This is a genomic window from Streptomyces sp. NPDC048566 (genome assembly GCF_043199735.1).
Taxonomy (GTDB): Bacteria; Actinomycetota; Actinomycetes; order Streptomycetales; family Streptomycetaceae; genus Streptomyces.
This window is the reverse complement of the sequence record NZ_JBICWL010000008.1, coordinates 45,876-63,561: the sequence shown is the minus strand read 5'-3', so window position 1 is coordinate 63,561 and position 17,686 is coordinate 45,876. Positions and strand designations below refer to the sequence as shown.

The following is a 17,686-nucleotide window of genomic DNA, read 5'->3' as shown; positions in this document are numbered from 1 at the left end:
ACGCGACACTGAAGGGCAGTCACCGTGACTGACACTGTCGACAAGGCTCCGGCGGCCTCCGTCCCGCCGGAGCAGATCAAAGCCATACCGGTGCGCCACTACGGCCGCTGGGTGGCCGGTGTCCTGGTCATCGCCGTCCTGGCGCTGATCGGGCTCGCGTTCTCCAACGCGAAGATCAACTACGGCATCATCCCGGACTACCTCACCGACAGCACGATCCTGTCGGGCGTCTGGCACACGTTGTACATCTCCGTGCTCGCCATGGCCCTGGGACTCGTACTCGGCGTGATCCTCGCCGTCATGAGGATGTCGTCGAACCCGGTGACCAGCACCGTCTCCTGGCTGTACATCTGGTTCTTCCGCGGCACTCCGGTGCTCGTGCAGCTGCTCCTCTGGTACAACATCGCGCTGGTGTTCCCCGTCCTCAACCTGGGGTTCTACAAGGACGAGATGAACCAGGTGATGACGCCGTTCCTGGCGGCGTTGCTGGGCCTCGGCCTGAACGAAGCGGCATACATGTCCGAGATCGTCCGGGCCGGCATCCAGTCGGTGGACGAGGGGCAGACGGAGGCGTCGCACGCGCTGGGCATGACCCAGAGCAAGACCCTGCGCCGCGTGGTCCTCCCTCAGGCCATGCGCGTGATCGTGCCGCCCACCGGCAACGAGTTCATCAACATGCTGAAGACCTCGTCCCTGGCCTATGCGGTCCAGTTCAACGAGACGATCAAGGCGGCCACGGACATCTCCAGCACCTCGCTGGCGGTGGTGGAGATGTACTTCGTCGCGTCGATCTGGTACCTGATCCTGACCAGCATCTTCAGCGTCTTCCAGTACTACCTGGAACGTCGTTACGCCCGCGGGTCGTCCCGCAACCTGCCCCCGACCCCCCTGCAGCGTCTGAAGAAGAACATGCGCCTCTTCGGATCGTTCCGCCGTCCGGAGGTGGCCCGATGAGCGGCATCACCGACCTCAGCAAGGCCACCGACGGCCGTCCCATGGTCAAGGCCGAGGGGGTCCACAAGTCCTTCGGGCCGGCGCACATCCTCAAGGGCATCGATCTGGAAGTGAACCCTCGCGAGGTGTTCTGTCTGATCGGCCCGTCGGGCTCCGGCAAGTCCACGTTCCTCCGCTGCATCAACCACCTGGAGAAGATCAGCGCCGGACGCCTCTATGTGGACGGCGACCTGGTCGGTTACCGCCAGAAGGGCGACAAGCTGTACGAGCTGAAGGAGCGCGAGGTCGCCGCCCAGCGGCGAGACATCGGCATGGTGTTCCAGCGCTTCAACCTCTTCCCCCACATGACGGCGCTGGAGAACGTCATGGAGGCGCCGGTCCAGGTCAAGGGCGAGGCCAAGGCCGTGGCGCGGGAGCGGGCGCAGAAACTGCTGGACCGCGTCGGTCTGGGCGACCGCAAGGGGCACTACCCAGCCCAACTCTCCGGTGGTCAGCAGCAGCGCGTAGCCATCGCCCGGGCGCTGGCCATGCAGCCGAAGCTCATGCTCTTCGACGAGCCGACCTCGGCTCTCGACCCGGAGCTCGTCGGCGAGGTTCTGGACGTCATGCGGGACCTCGCCGAGGACGGCATGACGATGATCGTGGTCACCCACGAGATGGGCTTCGCCCGTGAGGTGGGAGACTCACTGGTGTTCATGGACGACGGCATCGTGGTCGAGTCCGGTCACCCCCGCGACGTCCTGACCGACCCGCAGCACGAGCGCACGAAGTCGTTCCTGTCGAAGGTCCTCTGACCTCGTCGCCGCCCCGGATGCCGCCCCCGTCGAGGGGGCGGCATCCGGCGTTTCGGGCCCCGTCCGGGGTGCGCCGGCGCCGGGGCGAGGGCAGCGGCGGACCGCCCGGGCGGCTAGCGCAGCGCCAGTACCAGCGCGTCCGACGGTGAGCGCCAGACCGGGCGGGCCTCCTTGAAGCCCTTCTCCCGGAGTACGCGGGCGTGCCAGTCCGCCGAGGGGGTGTCGCCGTCGGCGTGTTCGCCGTAGATCTCGAAGCGGCGGGCGGTGGGTTCGGCGAGGACGGGGTCCTGGGCGGCCGTCTTCCACCATTCGGCCCAGTCGAGGGCACCGGATCGCCGGGCGTCCTCCATCCGGGCGTGCCGCAGGGCGCGGTCGGCCGCGTTGATCCCGGGCGTCGACTCGTCGACCATGTGGTCGGCGTTCATGAAGACACCGCCGTCGCGGACGAGTTCCGCGATCTGACCGTAGAGGGCCACGAGGGGTTCGCTGTGCAGCCAGTGCAGGGCCGTGGCGGTCAGCACGGCGTCGTAGCTGTCGTACGGCAGCCGGGTGCGCCACGCGGGGTCCTTCAGGTCCGCCGTCACGAGCGTGACCCGGTCGTCGCCCGCGAAGGTGCCCTCGGCGATGGCGAGCAGCGCGGGGTCGAGGTCGACTCCGGTGCTGGTGGCGCCGGGGAGGCGGTCGAGCAGCCGGGCGGTGATGGTGCCGGTGCCGCAGGCGAGGTCGAGCACGCGGGGCGCGGGCCCGACGAGCGCCTCGGTCATGTCGAGCATCACCCGGAAGCGGTCCTCGCGGTCCGGCATGTACCACTCCTGCTGCCGGTCCCAGCTCCGCTGCCAGGCCTGCCAGTCCGTTTCGGTGCCGATGGCCATGAAAGCCCCTCTCCCACGCGACCGCGTAATACCCTGTAGGCGCGATCATCTATTACCTGACCGCCGTCACGACGATAGAGCCCCTCCGTAAGGACTACAAGTGGAACTGGCCTATTACGCGGATTACGCCGTCCGTCTCGTCAACAGCGAGGAGCCGGCCCGCGGCAAGGACACCCTGACCTCGGTCGAGGCCGTCCGTGACCTGTTCGGGAGCAACGCCTCGGCGGCCCGGCGCGCCACGGAGGCGGACGTCACCCGCTTCCGGTCCGTGCGGGCCCGGCTGCGCGCGGTCTTCGAGGCGGCGGACGGCGGCGACGAGACGCTCGCGGTGGACCTGCTGAACTCGCTGCTCCTGGAGTTCCCGGTGAGCCCGCAGATCTCGGGCCACGACCACCGCGACGACGACGGCCGCCCGCTGTGGCACATGCACCTGGCGGACCACCCGTCGAACGCCACCGCCGGCTACGCGGCGATCGCGTCGATGGGGCTCGCCTTCCACCTCACCGAGCACGGCGTCAACCGGCTCGGCCTGTGCGAGGCCGCCCCCTGCCGCAACGCCTACCTGGACACCTCGACCAACCGCTCCCGGCGCTACTGCTCCGACCGCTGCGCGACCCGCGCCAACGTCGCCGCCTACCGTGCCCGCAAGCGCCTGGAGGCCGACCGGGCGGACAGCACCGGCCTGGCCGCGACCAGCACCCAGCGGGCGACGGCGAACGGCGAGCGCTGACCGGCCGGCGGGCGGAACCGGAACCGCACCTTCCCGAGGACCAGGTCCTCGGGGACGGTTCCGTAGTCCGTACTGTCCCCGCCGGCGAACGCGTTGTCGCCGAGCACCCACCAGCCGCCCTCGCGGCGCTCGGCGATCCGCTTCACGACCAGCAGGTCCTGCTGGAAGGGGTGCCGCAGGACGACCACGTCACCCGGCCCCACCCGGGCCCCCCACTGCACCACGAGCCGATCACCGTGCTGGAGCGTGGGCACCATGGACGGGCCCGTCACCTCCGCCGCCCCGAAGGGCAGCAGGGCCCTCCCCCGCTCGGTCTCCTGCGACAGCTCCGGCATCACCGGCACCTCCCCGGTTCCATCGTCCACCAGTCCCAGTCTCACCCTGGACTTTTGTCCTAAGCCCACGGGGGCACTCGCGAAAACAGGTCTCCTACGGAGTAATGTCCCACCTGAGAAGACGATCACGAGGAAGGACAGCTCAATGCTCTCCCGCCTGTTTGCCCCCAAGGTGAAGGTCAGCGCGCACTGCGACCTGCCCTGCGGCGTGTACGACCCGGCCCAGGCCCGCATCGAGGCGGAGTCGGTGAAGGCCGTCCAGGAGAAGATGGCCGGAAACGACGACCCGCAGTTCCAGACGCGCGCCGTCGTCATCAAGGAGCAGCGCGCCGAGCTCGCCAAGCACCACGTCTCGGTGCTCTGGAGCGACTACTTCAAGCCCCCGCACTTCGAGAAGTACCCGGAGCTGCACCAGCTCGTCAACGACGCGCTGAAGGCCCTGTCGGCCGCCAAGGGCTCCGCCGACCCGGCCACCGGCCAGAAGGCCCTGGACTACATCGCCCAGATCGACAAGATCTTCTGGGAGACGAAGCAGGCCTGATCTATGGCTAGGCCGTCTGACCTGCAATTACGTGGGTCGACTCGCCTACGTGTCCGCACCCGGTCCGCATGCCGCCGAACACGGCGTCCATGACGGTCCGGGTGCGGTCTTCTTCGCCCGGCCAGAGGTGGGCGTGGATCCGCAGCGTGATCACGGCGGACGCGTGGCCGAGGACCGGCTCGACCTGCTTGACGCTCGCCCCGCCGACGATGAGGGCGGAGGCATGGAACTGCCGCAGGTCGCGTGTCACCATGCACGCCAGCTCGACGGGCTTGCGGCCCTCGCGCGCCCAGCTGCCTCGTTTCCGCTGCCTGGAGGGCCCTGCGGGTGCAGTTCCACTCCGTTCTTCCAGCGGCGGCGGTTCAGGGGCTCACCCTCCTCCATCATGAACAGCCACGTAAACAGCCACTCCTTGGAGGGGCGTGCGGCGAGGTGCGCGAGGAGAGCATCGGTGGCGACCTCGACCTCGCCGACCGGCACCGTAATCCGGGACTTCGCGGTCTTCGGCGGGCCGGTCTTCCCCGACTGGAGCCGCTGCCGCTCAACGCGGATGGTGCCCCCGCCTTGAAGTCGACGTCCGACACCTTGAGGCCGAGCAGCTCGCCTGCGCGCAAGCCCGATCCGGCGAGTGACGATGGCCGCCCGGACGTACGGCGGCATGACGCGGGCCATGGACTCTGCCTGCGCAACCGTGGGCGGGCCGACCTCCTCGCCCGGCATGGGCGGAAGGGTGATCCGGAGGCACGGGCTGAACGCGATGACCTTGTCCTCGACAGCCACGGTCGTGATCGCACGAGGACGTCGCATACGTTGCGCACGCTGCCGGGGCCGAGCGGTTCGGAAAGGCTCTTGAAGAGCACCCGTATGTCGTTCCGGCGTATCGCCGCCATGGCGCGGGAGCCGAGCGCAGGGACGAGGTGCATCCGTAGCGCATCGTACGAAGAGACCGATCTGACCGTGAAACCGGAAGCTCTGAAGGTCGCCCACGTCGTCCACGGTGCCTGGGGCGTGGAGGCCCCCCAACGGCTTCCTGACGGTCGTCTTCGTCGTCCACGAATGGTCCGGCAAGCCCGAGAACGGCCAACCGCGCCAGCCCTCCCAGGCCTGCTGGGCAGATGCCGATGCCCTCCCTCAGGACTTCGTGGAGACCACCGCCAGCACCCTCCACCTCTACCTCCGCGGCGGGCCGCAGGTCTCCCTTGATGGCGGGCGGTAGCGCGAAGCACCCCCCCTGGCCCCTCAAGTGGCCGTCACGCCGAGGCATCAGGCCCCTGGACGTGCCCTGTGCCGACGTGACACGGATCATGTATCGAGATCAAGTTAACTCCTCTTATCTACGAGCACATTGAGAAAGGTGCGGCTGTAGGTTCCCCCGTGACCACTCTTGATCGTTCCTAGGGGGAACCTTGTCGCGTTCGCGCGCGAGATTCTTGGCTTCGGTCTGCGCCGGAGTCACCACACTCACTGTTCTTGGCGTCGCTCCGTCGGCGAGCGCCGCCGCACCCAAGGAAGCCTGCACCGGGCTCTACAACGCCCGCATCACCTTCTGGGCGATGACATGCAGCCAGCCGGGCGAGCCGATGATCGGCGGCTTTGCCACGTGGCGGAACATACCGATCACTTTCGATCGAGCTGACACAGGGTCGGCGACCGTCGAGGCGGCCAACATCTGCGCGTCAGCCCGAACACGTCGAGCGGCCCGCTGGCCCCCAACATCGAAATCGGCCTGTACGCGGCGAAAACAGGGAAAGGCGCCTCCACCTACGGTCCCCGCTGGTCGGAGCTGACCACCAGCGGTGGCCGCACTCAGGCCATCAAGGCCGGTGTCAACCCGACCAAGCCGGACAAGCGCAATCACACCTACATGACCGTCCGTCAGGCCAGCGGCGATCAGTGGGATGTGCTCTACGACTTCAACAAGGTCGGCTCCACCACCAAACAGCTCAACGTGATCGGCGGCAACACCAGCCGCATCGACATCGGCCTTGAGGTGACCGGACCCAAGTACGTCGACGTCCCCTCGTTCGCGAACCGCCTGCAGTTCATGACAGGGAACAAGGTGTGGCAGCAGGTGGCGACGGCCAACGTGGCCAAGTCCGTCACGCTGCCCGCGTGCAGCACGAGCCACAAGCCGCCGACCTGCTTCACCACCAAGCTGACCGACAACAGCAAGTTCACCCAGTGGTCCGTGAGCAAGCCCCGTCGGCAAGCCGCCGCCGGCAGCTCGCCGACCACCCTGACGGCGGCTCCTGCGGCCGCTAGGTCAGTGAGTCACCTGGGACGTCGAATCCGGCTGTCGCACGCTCCCGGACATCGTCGGCCGATACGCTCGTATCGGGTTCGGTCTCCGTTGAAGGCTCACCGGAGGACAGAGCGGAGGCGTTGCAGACCCGTACGGTGACCACGCACTCCGACAGGCCGGGCACGGCGGTCAGGCAACTGGCGGGGGTCGGTCTCCATGCAGGACTGCAGAGCCTGCTGGTCCACTCTGTTGAATGAGGCGGTCAGGCCGCCGACCCGGGTCACGAAGTGGAGACTTGGCCAGCACTTCCGCCACAACATCAACGCATCAAAGAGCGACCCCGACCCCGAGGTGACCGCACCGCAGATCGAGGAGCGAGACGAATTGCTCGGAGGATGGGACCGCAAGCCCCAGTGGACCCTCTCCTACACTTCCCCGGACAAGGGCGCCCTGTTCGACCAGGGCAACCAGCAGCGCGTCTTCTCCACCGTGTCCATGGACTTGAGCGCCGACTCCCCCAACGCCGCCCCATTCACTGGAGGCGGAAGCGTCTACAGCTCCAGCGTCCGCTACGACTACGCCGGAAAGATCGCGGGCAAGCACAAGGGGACGGTCTTCACGCAGGCCCGCGTGGAACTCGTCATGAGCCAGAAGGACTCGGCCGTCAACGAAAGCGCCCTTCACATCTACGACGCCCTGAACCGACCTGAGCGAACCTTCCCCTCCTGGCCCGGCAAGAGTGTGCCGGGAGCGAAGGAGCCTTTGCACCGGCTCGTCAGCCAATCCAAGATCGACGAGAACCGCGAGAAGTCGATCCGGGAATGCAGGAAAGTCTGGGGTGACTACGCCGGGAGTGGCCTGCAGTGTGACGAGTACCCCTTCGCCTCCACCAAGGAAGGTTCCAAGAAGGGGGACAACCGTTTCTCCGTCCGCCTGATCGACGGCAAAGACAACCGCAAGGGTGGGGAGCGTCTCGCAGCGATGTATACGCTCAACCGCATCCTGGACGGCGACGCCTTCTATGTGAAGATCACCAACTGACGGAGGGGCAGCGGCACCATGGCGCTCCTGACTGAGTACCGTTGCAAGGCCACCCCGGCACGCTGCGTTGTGGAGGTCTACGACGCCGATGCCTACCTCGGTGACGAAGCAGCCCTGAACGCCGCTGAGGTACAGGTGGTCGCCGGCAACGGCTACCACCTGTACCTCCTCAGCCTGCAACCCGACATCGACGTCGAAGTGGCCATCCGCGTCTGGGGCATCGCTCCGGACCCGCCCCCCGAAGCGGAAGGCCATGTCCCTGTCAGTATCGAGTCGGAAACCGGCGTTCTCGTCGTCAGCCAACTCGAATACGGCCCCGCAGGGGAGATGACCCTGCCCCGTCCCGGCGTCTACGAAGGCCACGCCTGGTGGGAGAACCGGCAAGCGACCGCCGACTACTACGCGACGACGCTCGACCACCCCACCGACGACACCTTCGAGGACCACCTCACCCAGGCGTGGAACAGCCCCCCGGTCACCGAACGCTACGTCCTGGAGCTCGCCTACATCCGCGAACCCGAACCCGTCGACGAGGAAGATCTGTGAGCCGCAGTCCGCACACAGTCCGCAGGACACCCGGTCGGGACCGTCGTACACCATCGCCGGCCATCTGGTAGTGGGCCGGGTCAGCCACCTGCGGCCATCATCACCGCAGGTAACCGACCCGGCCACCGGCCAGAAGGCCCTGGACTACATCGCCCAGATCGACAAGATCTTCTGGGAGACGAAGCAGGCCTGACCCGGCTCTGCGGGTCGCCGGGCCCTACGGGTCCGGCCGTGTGGTCCCGCGGTTCGTCCGGCCGCAGGACGCGCAGAACGCACCCGGTCCGCGGGTCGCCGACCTCGGTGACCCGGCGGTCCGGGTGCGTTCTGCCGTCCGGGAGAAGGCGGCCCGCGTCCGGGCGCGCATGCCGCTCCCCCGCCTCCGTCCTCGCCCGCGTCCGGCGCCCTGCCCCGGCGCCGCCCCCGTCCGTGCGGCGTCGCACGGCATCCCGTCCGGCCGGGGTCCGCCGCTCACCCGCCGGGGGTGAGGCGGCCACCGGGGCGGTCGCGCACTGTGGTCGGGCGTGGCGATGTCGTACGACGACGGGAGATCGACCATGAACGGCTCGACGCTCGATCTGGCAGCGGACTACCCCCTGCTGAACGTCTTCTGGACCACGATGTGGTTCTTCCTGTGGATCCTGTGGTTCATGCTGCTCTTCCGCATCATCGGGGACATCTTCCGCGACGACGGCCTGAACGGCTGGGGCAAGTCCGGCTGGTGCGTGTTCGTCGTGATCCTGCCCTTCCTGGGCGTCTTCGTGTACCTCATCGCCCGGGGCCGCGGCATGGGCGAGCGCGAGGCGAAGCGCATCCAGAAGAACCAGGAGGACGTGCAGTCCTACATCCGCGAGACCGCCGGCACCACCGGCAAGGCCGACGAGCTGGCCAAACTCGCCGAACTCAAGAGCAGCGGCCACCTCTCCTCCGAGGAGTTCGAGCAGGCCAAGGCCAAGGTGCTCGCCGCCTGACCAGCGCGGCCCGGGACAGCGCCACGGGCGTCCGTCCCGCCCAAGGCCGGGTGCCCGGCCTTGGGCGGGACGGCGGAAGCCGTCGGCGGCGGGCTGCCGGGGACGCGCCGTGGGGGTGGATTCGCCCGAGGGCGGGGCGGGATGTCGGTGGTCCGTGCCACCCTGGACGGGTGGGACAGTCCAGACTCGACGACCTGGTGCGGCTACGGCAGGCCCGCGACCGGATGAACCGCGACTTCGCCGAGCCGCTGGACATCGCGACGCTCGCGGGTACGGCGCTGATGTCGCCCGGCCACTTCCAGCGGAGCTTCCGGGCCGCCTTCGGCGAAACGCCGTACACCTACCTGATGACCCGCCGGATCGAGCGGGCCAAGGCGCTGCTGCGGCGCGGCGACCTGACGGTGACCGAGGTCTGCCTGGCGGTGGGGTGCACCTCGCTCGGATCGTTCAGCTCCCGCTTCACGGAACTGGTCGGCGAGACGCCGAGCGCCTACCGGGCCCGGCCGCACGACCACGGCGACCCCATCCCCTCCTGTGTCGCGCGCCGTATGACCCGCCCGGCCCGCCACCGCGCGCCCGAGGCGGAACCGGGCACCCGGCTCTGACCGGGAGCACGGGCCCGGATGCGCCGCGTGCCCCCGACAACGGCGCGGCACCTCATTCTGCCGCGGCAGACACCGTTCGCCTGTCAGCGAGCCGCGTCACGGGGTCCCTGCCGAAGCGAAGCCATGAAGTCGGGAGCGTGCGCGCTCGGCAGGCCCGCCGGACGTCCTCGTACGGGACGTGCTCGGCCTTTCGGCCGGTGCGGCGAGAGGGCGTGCCGGGCGTCGCGACGCGGCGAACGGTGCCTGCCGCGGCATAGGTTGGACGCCATGGACCTGAAACTCTCCCAGTGCTTCATCTCCGTCGACGACCACGACAAGGCGCTCGCCTTCTACCGGGACGTGCTGGGCCTGGAGGTCCGGGGCGACGTCGGGTTCGAGGGGATGCGCTGGGTCACGGTCGGCTCGCCGCTCCAGCCCGACGTGGAGATCGTTCTGGAGCCCCCGGCCGCGGACCCCGACACCTCCCCCGCGGACAAGCAGGCCATGGCGGAACTGCTGGCCAAGGGGGTGCTGCGCGGGGTGATCTTCTCGACGACCGACTGCGACGCCCTCTTCGAACGGGTCCGCGCGTCCGGCGCCGAGGTCCTCCAGGAACCCGCCGACCAGCCGTACGGGCTGCGGGACTGCGCCTTCCGCGATCCCGCGGGCAATCTGCTGCGGTTCGCCGAGAACCGCCGCGCCGGCTGACCTCGGCGACGGACCCCCGCGCGGACCAGCGGCGGGACCCGCAGAGAGACCCGGGGCGCCGGTGCTCCTTTACGCGTGCACGGGGGCGGGCGCGTCCCGACGAGCGGGCGGGGGGACACTACGTGCGTGTGTCCGCGGCGGTCCGCGGACCGAGCCGCCCGCGTGTCCTTCGAGGAGCCCCCGTGCCGTCCGCGCGCCCCCGTGTCCTGTACGTCAGCGACCTCGCCTATCCGGCGCGGGGGCGGCGGTACGGCGACGAGGACGTCGCCCTCACCGCGCGACTGCGGGAGGACTTCGACATCGCCGTCTGCCATCCGCGGGACGCGGCGGCGCTGATGGCCGGTTTCGACGCGGTGGTCGTGCGCAACAGCGGGCCCGTCCTGCACCACCAGGCGGCGTACCAGGCGTTCCGGGAGCGCGCGCTCGCCGACGGCGTGCCGGTCTACAACGAGCTGTCCGGCAAGGGCGACATGGCCGGCAAGGGGTACCTGCTGGAGCTGACGGCCGCCGGGTATCCGGTCATCCCCACCGTGGACCGCGCCGCCGACCTGGACCGGCTGCCCGTGGCGGAGAGCTACGCGGTGAAGCCCCGGCAGGGGGCGGACTCCATCGGCCTGGAGTTCGTGGAGCGCTCCCGGCTCGCCGGGCTGCCGTTCGGCGGCATCCTCGTCCAGCCGCGCGTCGACTTCCGGTACGAGGTGTCCTTCTACTTCGTCGACGACACCCTCCAGTACGCCCTGTACGCGCCGGACCCGGAGCGGCGCTGGGCACTGGAGCCCTACGAACCCACCCCGGCGGACCGGGAGTTCGCGCAGCGGTTCATCGACTGGAACGGCATCGCGCACGGCATCCAGCGCGTCGACGCCTGCCGGGCCCCCGACGGGGGCCTGCTCCTCGTGGAGCTGGAGGACCTCAACCCGTATCTCTCGCTGGACGTCCTGACCCCCGAGGCGCGGGACGCCTTCGTCGCGCGGATGAGGGCGTCGCTGCGCGCGCTGATCGAGCGCGGGACGCCCGACCGGGGCGCGGACGCGGCACCGCGGGCGGAGCGGCCACGCTGACCGCGCGGCCGGCCGCCGGGGGCGGGGTGGGAGGCGTCAGCCGGCCGAGGCCGTTCCCGGCGCCCAGGGCTCCACGTCCACGACCGCGTCGACCGGGATCGGCCCGTACACGTGGGGGAACTCCTCGCCACCGGGCTCCATCGCCTCGAAGCGGACCGGCGCGGTGAGCCGGTCGGGGTCGACGACGAGGACCACCAGGTCGTGCGGGCCGGTGGCGGAGCCGTACAGCATCCTCGCCACCGGGGGGAGTTGGTGGCGCAGCGAGCAGTGGATGAAGCCCTCCTCCCGGAGGGTCCGGCCGCGGGTGGACATCGTGTAGGAACCGGAGTCCCGGGCGGCGTCCCACAGGGATCGTTCGGTCAGGTGCAGCAGCGGTTCGGGCATGGAAGGAACGCTACGGCCTCAGACGGGCCGCGCGCGCCTCCAGATAGCGCCGTTCCGGCAGGCTGAGCGTCCGGGCGGCGGCGGACGCGTAGGCGGCACGAGCCCCGGCGCCGTCACCGGCCCGCTCCAGCAGATGGCCGCGCACGGCGTCGAGCCGGTGCCCCGCCGCCGCGGCGTCCTGAAGCCGGTCGAGTTCGGCGAGCGCCGCGCGCGGGCCGTGCACCATGGCGACCGCCACCGCGCGGTTGAGGTGTTCCACCGGGCCGGGGAACTGGCGGACGAGGACGTCGTACAGGCCGAGGATCTCGGTCCAGTCCGTCTGCCGTGCGGTGGGCGCCTCGTCGTGGACCGCGGCGATCGCGGCGCGCAGCTGGTACGGACCCGCCCGTCGGCGTGCCAGCGCCCGCGTCACCAGCGTCACGCCCTCCTCGATCGCGGCCCTGTCCCAGCGGTCGCGGTCCTGCTCGTCGAGGGGGACGAGTTCTCCGTGCGGGCCGGTGCGCGCGGCGCGCCGGGCGTCCGTCAGCAGCATCAGTGCGAGCAGCCCGGCCACTTCGGCGTCCTCGGGGAGCAGGTGGTGGACGGTGCGCGTCAACCGGATCGCCTCGCCCGCGAGTTCGGCCCGCCGCAGGGACGTGCCGGAGGTGGCCGTGTAGCCCTCGTTGAAGATCAGGTAGAGGGTGTGCAGGACGGCGGGGAGGCGCTCCTCCCAGCGCTCGGGGCGGGCGAGTCCGACGCCGCGCACCCTGGCCTTGGCGCGGCTGATGCGCTGCGCCATCGTCGTCTCCGGCACCAGCCAGGCCCGCGCGATCTCCGCCGTGGTGAGACCGCCGACGGCGCGCAGGGTGAGGGCGATCTGCGCGGACGTGCTCAGCGTCGGGTGGCAGCAGAGGAAGAGCAGGGTGAGTGTGTCGTCCTCCGACGGGGCCCGGCCGAGACCGGGCGGCGGCGCCGTGAAGGCGTCCCGGGGGGTCAGGGCCGCCGCCTTCTCCTCCCGCAGCCGGCGCGCCCCTTCCGCCCGCAGGGTGTCCACGAGCCGCCGCGAGGCCACCTTGATCAGCCAGCCCCGGGGATTGGCCGGCACTCCCGCGGCGGGCCAGCGGCCGGCCGCCGCGAGCAGCGCCTCCTGGACCGCGTCCTCCGCCAGGTCGAAGTGGCCGTAGCGGCGGACGAGCGCGCCGAGGACCTGCGGCGCGTTCCGGCGCAGCAGGTCCTCGACCTCTCCGGCGCCGCCCATCCCTCAGATGTCCCCGGCGCCGTCCGCGATCGGCCGGATGACCACGGGGTACTCGGGCACGCCTTCCGGGGAGGGGCAGGCCGTGACGCCGCCCGCGATCTCGGACGTTCCGGCGGCCCGCCGGGCGGGCCCGGTGCCCACCGGCCGCATTTTCCCGGCGACCCGGCGGGCCGCGTCGGCCGTCACCGGCCGCGCCCTCCCGGGGCCGCGGTTTCGCGGCGGTGGTCCCGTGACGGTGGTCCGGGCGTCCGGCCGGCAGCGGCCCGTGTCGCCACCGGCGACGGCGGCGGAACCCATGCGCTCAGCGTAGGACGGCACCCGCGCGGACGCCCGCCGTCGCTCGGCGGCGCGCCTCACGCGATCCCTCCGTCCGACGGCGGTTCCCGGCGGACGGAGGGCCGGACGGCCCGTCCCTCCGGGACCCGCGGGCCCGCATCCCGTCCGGCGCCGGTGCCCCGCTCGGCGGGAAACCGGGCGGCGCGGTGGCCGGCCGGCGGTCGGGGGCGCCTCACCCGTTGCCGCGGCGCGTGGTGCGGGGCTCACGCCACATGGGCCACATGCGGGGGCCGTCGGGGAGGTCCAGCGGACCGCCGGTGAGGGCGAAGCCGAGCCGCTCGTACAGCGCGCGGCTGCGGGCGTTGCTCGCCTCCAGGTACGCGGCGAGGCCCTCGCGGTCGCAGCGGTCGAGCACGCTCGTGACGAGCGCGCTGCCCAGCCCCCCGCCCTGGCGCTCCGGCGCCACCGCGATCATCCAGAGATAGGCGTGCGCCCGGCCGGAGGGGTGGACGTCGGCCGTCAGCCGGCCGATCAGCTCGACGCGCTCGTTGTCCGGGTCCACGGCCGCACGCAAACGCGCCGGGCCGTCGCCGTCCCCCGCCTCCGTCTCCGTGTCCGTGTCCGGGCCGCCGTCGTCCCCGTCCCGCCGGCCGGCGGGCTCGCCGCCCCCGGTCGCGCGGGCCCCGGCTACGTCGTCCGTCCCCCCGTCGGTCGTGTCCTCGACGTCGCCGTTCGGGTCCGCGCCGCCCGCGGCGGGAACGTGCAGCCACAGGGCGCACGCCGACGCGTCCTCCGTCACGTCCACCCATCCCTCGGCGAACGAGATGTCGGCGAACGCGGCCATCAGCCGGTGGTGGGTGGCCCGGCGGTGCGCCGGATCGGGAAAGACCCAGCCGCTCACCGGGTCGTCCTGGAAGGCGGCGTCCAGCAACCGGACCACCACCTCGCGGTCCCCGGCTCCCGCCGTCCGTATCGCCACTCCCATGCCCCGCCCGCCCCTCGCCCCAACAACGCCCGACCGTAAGGGTGTTGAGACTAGTACGCGCCCGCCGCGGACAGGTGCGGGCCCCGCACGCCGCGGACACGGTGCGGGCCCCGCACGCCGTGGGGATGTGCGGGACCCGCTGCCCGGAGTCCGGCACCGCAGGGCCGTCAGGTTCCGTACGGCGTCCGGCGCTCCGGAGTCGTCGACCGGTCCGGGCCGGTCAGCTGCTGCGCCGGGTGACGAACTCGGCAAGGGCGAGGAGGCCGCCGGCCGCCTCCGGGTCGGGGACGGCCCGGGACAGCTCGTGCATCGCGCGGGCCATCCGGTCCGCGGCCTCGGCCTGCGCCCAGTCCCGGCCGCCGGCCCGTTCCACGGCGAGCACCGTGCGTTCCAGGTCCCCCTCCCGATAGGGCGATCCGTACAGCCGGGCCAGATCGCCGGCCGCCGGGCTGTCCGAGGTCAGCGCGGCGACCACGGGCAGCGACTTCTTGCGGGCCACGAGATCCGCGCCGGCCGGCTTGCCGGTGCGGCCGGGGTCCCCCCAGATCCCGATGACGTCGTCGATCAGCTGGAACGCCAGCCCGGCCTCCCGGCCGAAGGCGTCGAGCGCGTCGACATCCCGCGCGTCGGCCCCGGCGTACAGCCCGCCGAGGGCGCAGGCGCAGCCGATCAGCGCCCCCGTCTTCGCCTCCGCCATGGCGAGGCACTCGTCGAGCGTGACCTCACCCGGGCCGAGCTTCTCCATGGCGGTGTCCGTGTGCTGTCCGGCGCACAGTTCGACGACGCAGCCGGCGAGCCGTGCGGCCGCCGCCGCGGACGCGGGATGTGGGTCCTCGGCGAGGAGTTGCTGGGCCAGCGCCTGGAGCGCGTCCCCCGCGAGGATCGCGTCGGCTTCGCCGAACACCGTCCAGGCCGTGGGGCGGTGTCTTCGGGTGGTGTCCCGGTCCATCACGTCGTCGTGGAGCAGCGTGAAGTTGTGGACCAGTTCCACCGCCGCGGCCGCCCGGACGGCGTCCGTCCGCCGGCCGCCGAGCGCCCGGACCGCGGTCAGGACGAGGGCGGGCCGGATGGCCTTGCCCGCGTCGCCCGCGGCCGGGGTGCCGTCCGCCTGCTCCCAGCCGAAGTGGTGGCGGGCGACCCTGCGCATCGACCCCGGCAGCGAGTCGACGGCCCGGCGCAGCTCGGGGTCGACGAGCGCCCGGGTGCGCTCCAGGACGTCCGCGGCCTCCGGGTTCTCGGACCCGGCCGGCACCGGCCGGCGCTCCGCGTGTCCGTCCATGGACCTCCCGCCGGCGGTTCGTGGTGTGTCCGGGTCCCCGGCCGGGGGCCGGCTGCCGGGGATCGCGGCCTGGTCCCGCTCGGTCCGCGTCGTCATGCGGTCTCCCCCGCGGTCGTCCCGGAGAGCGGCGGGGCCGCGGCACCGTGCGGGCCGCGGGCCGCGCGCTCACCGGGTGCGCCCGCCCGGAAGGACGGGCGCACGGCGGTGCGCGTGGCGCCGGTCGTCACCGCCAGCGGCCGATCTCGACGTTCTCCAGGATGCCGAGGGCGTCCGGCACGAGGACGGCGGCCGAGTAGTACGCGGTCACCAGGTAGGAGATGACGGCCTGTTCGTTGATGCCCATGAAGCGCACCGACAGGCTCGGCTCGATCTCGTCCGGGATGCCCGCCTGCTGGAGACCCACCACGCCCTGCTCCGCCTCGCCCGTGCGCAGGGCGATGATCGAGGTCGTGCGGGCGTCGCTGACCGGGATCTTGTTGCACGGGAAGATCGGGATGCCGCGCCAGGTCGGGATGCGGTTGCCCGCCACCTCGACGCTCTCGGGGACGAGCCCCCGCTTGTTGAACTCGCGGCCGATCGCGGAGATGGCCCGCGGATGGGCGAGGAGCATCTTGGTGCCGCGGCGGCGGCTGAGCAGTTCGTCCAGGTCGTCCGGGCTGGGCACGCCGTCGTGCGGCTGGAGCCGCTGGTCGTACTCGCAGTTGTTGAGCAGGCCGAACTCACGGTTGTTGACCAGCTCGTGCTCCTGGCGCTCCTTCAACGCCTCCACGGTGAGCCGCAACTGCTGCTCCGTCTGGTTCATCGGCTGGTTGTAGAGGTCGGCCACGCGCGTGTGCAGGCGCAGGACGGTCTGCGCGATGCTCAGCTCGTACTCGCGGGGGCTTGCCTCGTAGTCCACGAAGGTGCCGGGGATGTCGGGCTCGCCGGTGTGGCCGGCCGCGAGGTCGATCTCCTTCTCGCCGTACTTGTTCGTGCGCTGGGCGGGGATCGCGCGCAGGGCCCCGAGGTGGTCACGCAGCGCCTCGGACCGCTCGGCGACCTGTTCCAGGTCCTGGCGCGGCAGGGTCAGGACCGTGACCGAGGTGACCGCGCGGGCCGTGTACTCCCAGATGGCCTCCGGGTCGATGAGGGACTGCTCCCCGAAGTAGGCGCCGTCGGCGAGGACGCCGAGCACCGCGTCGTCGCCGTAGGGGCCGGTGCCGATCTTCTCGACCCTGCCGTGCGCCAGCAGGAACACCTCGTCGGCCTGGCTGCCGAACGAGGTCAGCACGTCCCCGGGGGCGAACTCGCGCTGCTGGCAGCGGGACGCCAGCTCGGCCAGCACCTCGTGGTCCTCGAACGACCGCAGGACGGACAGCTCTCCCAGCTCGGCGGGGATGACCTGGACGCGGTCCCCGGTCTTCACGAACGTCACACGGCCGTCGCCCACGGAATAGCTGAGCCGCCGGTTCACGCGGTACGTGCCACCCTGCACGTTCACCCACGGAAGCATGCGCAGCAGCCACCGCGAGCTGATCTCCTGCATCTGCGGCGCGGACTTGGTGGTGGTGGCCAGGTTCCGCGCGGCTGATGTGCCGAGACTCTGCTGCGGGCGGTTCTGCTCCGCGCGGACCTCTTCGCCTACCGACATGAAAATTGCCCTCCCGGTCGTGCACTGATCTTCGGGAGCAACCCTTCCATCACGGAGCGTGCTGGTGCTATTACACGAAGGAGGGGGAATGGATCACTCGCGAGTTGGGCAGGGAGGGTGATTCCGCCGGGGGGCCACCGCGTGTCGGCCGGGGAACTCGTGTGCGCGACCGTCCGTTTGATCACTGAACGGACGACGACGGGAGACGGCAGTGGCAGGCTTTCTGGACCGCGCGAAGGAACAGGCGCAGCGTGGCCTCACGCAGGGCAAGCAGAAGCTGGACGACGTGCAGGCGCAGCGGGCGGGCGGCGACCTCCTGAAGCGGCTGGGTGCCGCGTACTACGCGGAGCGCCGGGGCACCGGCTCCCCCGAGGCGACCCAGGTGGCGCTCCAGGCCCTGGAGAGTCACATCGCGGCTCACGGGGACGGCTTCCTGCACGCCTGACCGGATCGCACGCCGCTGACCGGATCGGCTCGCTCGCCGTGCGAACGAGTGGGTCCGGCAGCCGCGCCGGCGAT

Annotated in this window: 20 protein-coding genes and 3 pseudogenes; 14 read left to right on the top strand and 9 right to left on the bottom strand. The window is 71.2% G+C overall.

What is annotated here, in order from left to right; translation table 11 throughout:
• Positions 1–24 precede the first annotated feature (24 nt).
• Positions 25–954 (top strand): amino acid ABC transporter permease, encoded by a 930-nt coding sequence (locus ACGFS9_RS15645; RefSeq protein ID WP_393253586.1) that lies wholly within the window; start codon positions 25–27, stop codon positions 952–954.
• Positions 951–1,748: an amino acid ABC transporter ATP-binding protein gene (locus ACGFS9_RS15640; protein ID WP_393253585.1), complete on the top strand. Its 798-nt coding sequence runs from the start codon at positions 951–953 to the stop codon at positions 1,746–1,748. Before ACGFS9_RS15645 ends, ACGFS9_RS15640 begins: the two co-directional genes overlap by 4 nt.
• 113 nt (positions 1,749–1,861) lie before the next feature.
• Here ACGFS9_RS15640 and ACGFS9_RS15635 read toward each other — a convergent pair whose 3' ends face one another.
• Complete coding sequence (locus ACGFS9_RS15635; RefSeq protein WP_393253583.1) at positions 1,862–2,620, bottom strand: class I SAM-dependent methyltransferase; 759 nt, start codon at positions 2,618–2,620, stop codon at positions 1,862–1,864.
• A gap of 100 nt (positions 2,621–2,720) precedes the next feature.
• Between ACGFS9_RS15635 and ACGFS9_RS15630 the strand changes: the two genes are divergently transcribed.
• On the top strand, positions 2,721–3,350 hold the full coding sequence (locus tag ACGFS9_RS15630) for a CGNR zinc finger domain-containing protein (protein ID WP_393253581.1): 630 nt from the start codon (positions 2,721–2,723) through the stop codon (positions 3,348–3,350).
• On the opposite strand, the gene sodX is transcribed toward ACGFS9_RS15630, so the two are convergent.
• Positions 3,254–3,685, bottom strand: a complete 432-nt coding sequence (sodX, locus tag ACGFS9_RS15625; RefSeq protein ID WP_164372014.1) for a nickel-type superoxide dismutase maturation protease — start codon at positions 3,683–3,685, stop codon at positions 3,254–3,256. The genes ACGFS9_RS15630 and sodX overlap by 97 nt on opposite strands.
• Positions 3,686–3,830: 145 nt before the next feature.
• On the opposite strand from sodX, the gene sodN reads away from it, so the two are divergent.
• Positions 3,831–4,226 carry a superoxide dismutase, Ni gene (gene sodN / locus ACGFS9_RS15620; protein ID WP_393253580.1) on the top strand — a complete coding sequence of 132 codons (396 nt, stop codon included), beginning with the start codon at positions 3,831–3,833 and terminating at the stop codon, positions 4,224–4,226.
• Positions 4,227–4,233: 7 nt separating this feature from the next.
• Here sodN and ACGFS9_RS15615 read toward each other — a convergent pair.
• Positions 4,234–5,161 (bottom strand): annotated as a pseudogene (locus ACGFS9_RS15615) (tyrosine-type recombinase/integrase); the annotation flags it as partial.
• A gap of 1 nt (position 5,162) precedes the next feature.
• On the opposite strand from ACGFS9_RS15615, the pseudogene ACGFS9_RS15610 reads away from it, so the two are divergent.
• From ACGFS9_RS15610 to ACGFS9_RS15570, 9 genes and pseudogenes are all read left to right on the top strand, one after another.
• Positions 5,163–5,442, top strand: a pseudogene (locus tag ACGFS9_RS15610) (DNA mismatch repair protein MutT); the annotation flags it as partial.
• Between the two features lie 648 nt (positions 5,443–6,090).
• Positions 6,091–6,627 carry a hypothetical protein gene (locus tag ACGFS9_RS15605; protein WP_393253578.1) on the top strand — a complete coding sequence of 179 codons (537 nt, stop codon included), beginning with the start codon at positions 6,091–6,093 and terminating at the stop codon, positions 6,625–6,627.
• Positions 6,628–6,717: 90 nt separating this feature from the next.
• A complete protein-coding gene (locus ACGFS9_RS15600) occupies positions 6,718–7,509 on the top strand; it encodes a NucA/NucB deoxyribonuclease domain-containing protein (RefSeq protein ID WP_393253576.1) in 792 nt (263 codons plus the stop codon).
• Between the two features lie 18 nt (positions 7,510–7,527).
• Positions 7,528–8,055: a hypothetical protein gene (locus ACGFS9_RS15595; RefSeq protein WP_393253575.1), complete on the top strand. Its 528-nt coding sequence runs from the start codon at positions 7,528–7,530 to the stop codon at positions 8,053–8,055.
• A 115-nt stretch (positions 8,056–8,170) separates the two neighbouring features.
• Positions 8,171–8,248, top strand: a pseudogene (locus tag ACGFS9_RS15590) (superoxide dismutase); the annotation flags it as partial.
• A gap of 334 nt (positions 8,249–8,582) precedes the next feature.
• Positions 8,583–9,023, top strand: coding sequence for an SHOCT domain-containing protein (locus tag ACGFS9_RS15585; RefSeq protein ID WP_393253786.1), 441 nt, complete (start codon positions 8,583–8,585; stop codon positions 9,021–9,023).
• Positions 9,024–9,247: 224 nt separating this feature from the next.
• The gene (locus ACGFS9_RS15580) at positions 9,248–9,628 is read left to right on the top strand and encodes a helix-turn-helix transcriptional regulator (RefSeq protein WP_393253784.1); all 381 of its coding nucleotides are present in this window, start codon (positions 9,248–9,250) and stop codon (positions 9,626–9,628) included.
• A gap of 267 nt (positions 9,629–9,895) precedes the next feature.
• Positions 9,896–10,315, top strand: coding sequence for a VOC family protein (locus ACGFS9_RS15575; RefSeq protein ID WP_393253573.1), 420 nt, complete (start codon positions 9,896–9,898; stop codon positions 10,313–10,315).
• A gap of 182 nt (positions 10,316–10,497) precedes the next feature.
• Positions 10,498–11,376, top strand: coding sequence for a hypothetical protein (locus tag ACGFS9_RS15570; protein ID WP_393253571.1), 879 nt, complete (start codon positions 10,498–10,500; stop codon positions 11,374–11,376).
• A gap of 36 nt (positions 11,377–11,412) precedes the next feature.
• On the opposite strand, the gene ACGFS9_RS15565 is transcribed toward ACGFS9_RS15570, so the two are convergent.
• The 6 genes from ACGFS9_RS15565 to ACGFS9_RS15540 form a co-directional block, all read right to left on the bottom strand.
• The gene (locus ACGFS9_RS15565; RefSeq protein ID WP_393253569.1) at positions 11,413–11,760 is read right to left on the bottom strand and encodes a DUF952 domain-containing protein; all 348 of its coding nucleotides are present in this window, start codon (positions 11,758–11,760) and stop codon (positions 11,413–11,415) included.
• Between the two features lie 10 nt (positions 11,761–11,770).
• A complete protein-coding gene (locus ACGFS9_RS15560; RefSeq protein ID WP_393253568.1) occupies positions 11,771–12,997 on the bottom strand; it encodes an RNA polymerase sigma factor in 1,227 nt (408 codons plus the stop codon).
• Positions 12,998–13,000: 3 nt separating this feature from the next.
• Positions 13,001–13,138: a hypothetical protein gene (locus tag ACGFS9_RS15555; protein ID WP_393253567.1), complete on the bottom strand. Its 138-nt coding sequence runs from the start codon at positions 13,136–13,138 to the stop codon at positions 13,001–13,003.
• Positions 13,139–13,505: 367 nt separating this feature from the next.
• Positions 13,506–14,258: a GNAT family N-acetyltransferase gene (locus ACGFS9_RS15550; protein ID WP_393253565.1), complete on the bottom strand. Its 753-nt coding sequence runs from the start codon at positions 14,256–14,258 to the stop codon at positions 13,506–13,508.
• Positions 14,259–14,478: 220 nt separating this feature from the next.
• A complete protein-coding gene (locus ACGFS9_RS15545) occupies positions 14,479–15,633 on the bottom strand; it encodes a family 2 encapsulin nanocompartment cargo protein polyprenyl transferase (protein WP_393253563.1) in 1,155 nt (384 codons plus the stop codon).
• A 127-nt stretch (positions 15,634–15,760) separates the two neighbouring features.
• A complete protein-coding gene (locus ACGFS9_RS15540) occupies positions 15,761–17,167 on the bottom strand; it encodes a family 2B encapsulin nanocompartment shell protein (RefSeq protein ID WP_393253561.1) in 1,407 nt (468 codons plus the stop codon).
• 211 nt (positions 17,168–17,378) lie between these two features.
• On the opposite strand from ACGFS9_RS15540, the gene ACGFS9_RS15535 reads away from it, so the two are divergent.
• Positions 17,379–17,612: a hypothetical protein gene (locus ACGFS9_RS15535; protein ID WP_393253559.1), complete on the top strand. Its 234-nt coding sequence runs from the start codon at positions 17,379–17,381 to the stop codon at positions 17,610–17,612.
• Positions 17,613–17,686: the final 74 nt, after the last annotated feature.

Bases quoted from the DNA above. Each gene is read 5' to 3' on its own strand.
- ACGFS9_RS15540 (WP_393253561.1), bottom strand. From the start codon at position 17,167: ATGTCGGTAGGCGAAGAGGTCCGCGCGGAGCAGAACCGCCCGCAGCAG.
- ACGFS9_RS15605 (WP_393253578.1), top strand. From the start codon at position 6,091: ATGACCGTCCGTCAGGCCAGCGGCGATCAGTGGGATGTGCTCTACGAC.
- ACGFS9_RS15545 (WP_393253563.1), bottom strand. From the start codon at position 15,633: ATGACGACGCGGACCGAGCGGGACCAGGCCGCGATCCCCGGCAGCCGG.
- ACGFS9_RS15580 (WP_393253784.1), top strand. From the start codon at position 9,248: ATGAACCGCGACTTCGCCGAGCCGCTGGACATCGCGACGCTCGCGGGT.
- ACGFS9_RS15560 (WP_393253568.1), bottom strand. From the start codon at position 12,997: ATGGGCGGCGCCGGAGAGGTCGAGGACCTGCTGCGCCGGAACGCGCCG.
- ACGFS9_RS15550 (WP_393253565.1), bottom strand. From the start codon at position 14,258: ATGGGAGTGGCGATACGGACGGCGGGAGCCGGGGACCGCGAGGTGGTG.
- ACGFS9_RS15635 (WP_393253583.1), bottom strand. From the start codon at position 2,620: ATGGCCATCGGCACCGAAACGGACTGGCAGGCCTGGCAGCGGAGCTGG.
- ACGFS9_RS15640 (WP_393253585.1), top strand. From the start codon at position 951: ATGAGCGGCATCACCGACCTCAGCAAGGCCACCGACGGCCGTCCCATG.
- sodX (WP_164372014.1), bottom strand. From the start codon at position 3,685: ATGCCGGAGCTGTCGCAGGAGACCGAGCGGGGGAGGGCCCTGCTGCCC.
- ACGFS9_RS15565 (WP_393253569.1), bottom strand. From the start codon at position 11,760: ATGCCCGAACCGCTGCTGCACCTGACCGAACGATCCCTGTGGGACGCC.
- ACGFS9_RS15595 (WP_393253575.1), top strand. From the start codon at position 7,528: ATGGCGCTCCTGACTGAGTACCGTTGCAAGGCCACCCCGGCACGCTGC.
- ACGFS9_RS15575 (WP_393253573.1), top strand. From the start codon at position 9,896: ATGGACCTGAAACTCTCCCAGTGCTTCATCTCCGTCGACGACCACGAC.
- sodN (WP_393253580.1), top strand. From the start codon at position 3,831: ATGCTCTCCCGCCTGTTTGCCCCCAAGGTGAAGGTCAGCGCGCACTGC.
- ACGFS9_RS15585 (WP_393253786.1), top strand. From the start codon at position 8,583: ATGTCGTACGACGACGGGAGATCGACCATGAACGGCTCGACGCTCGAT.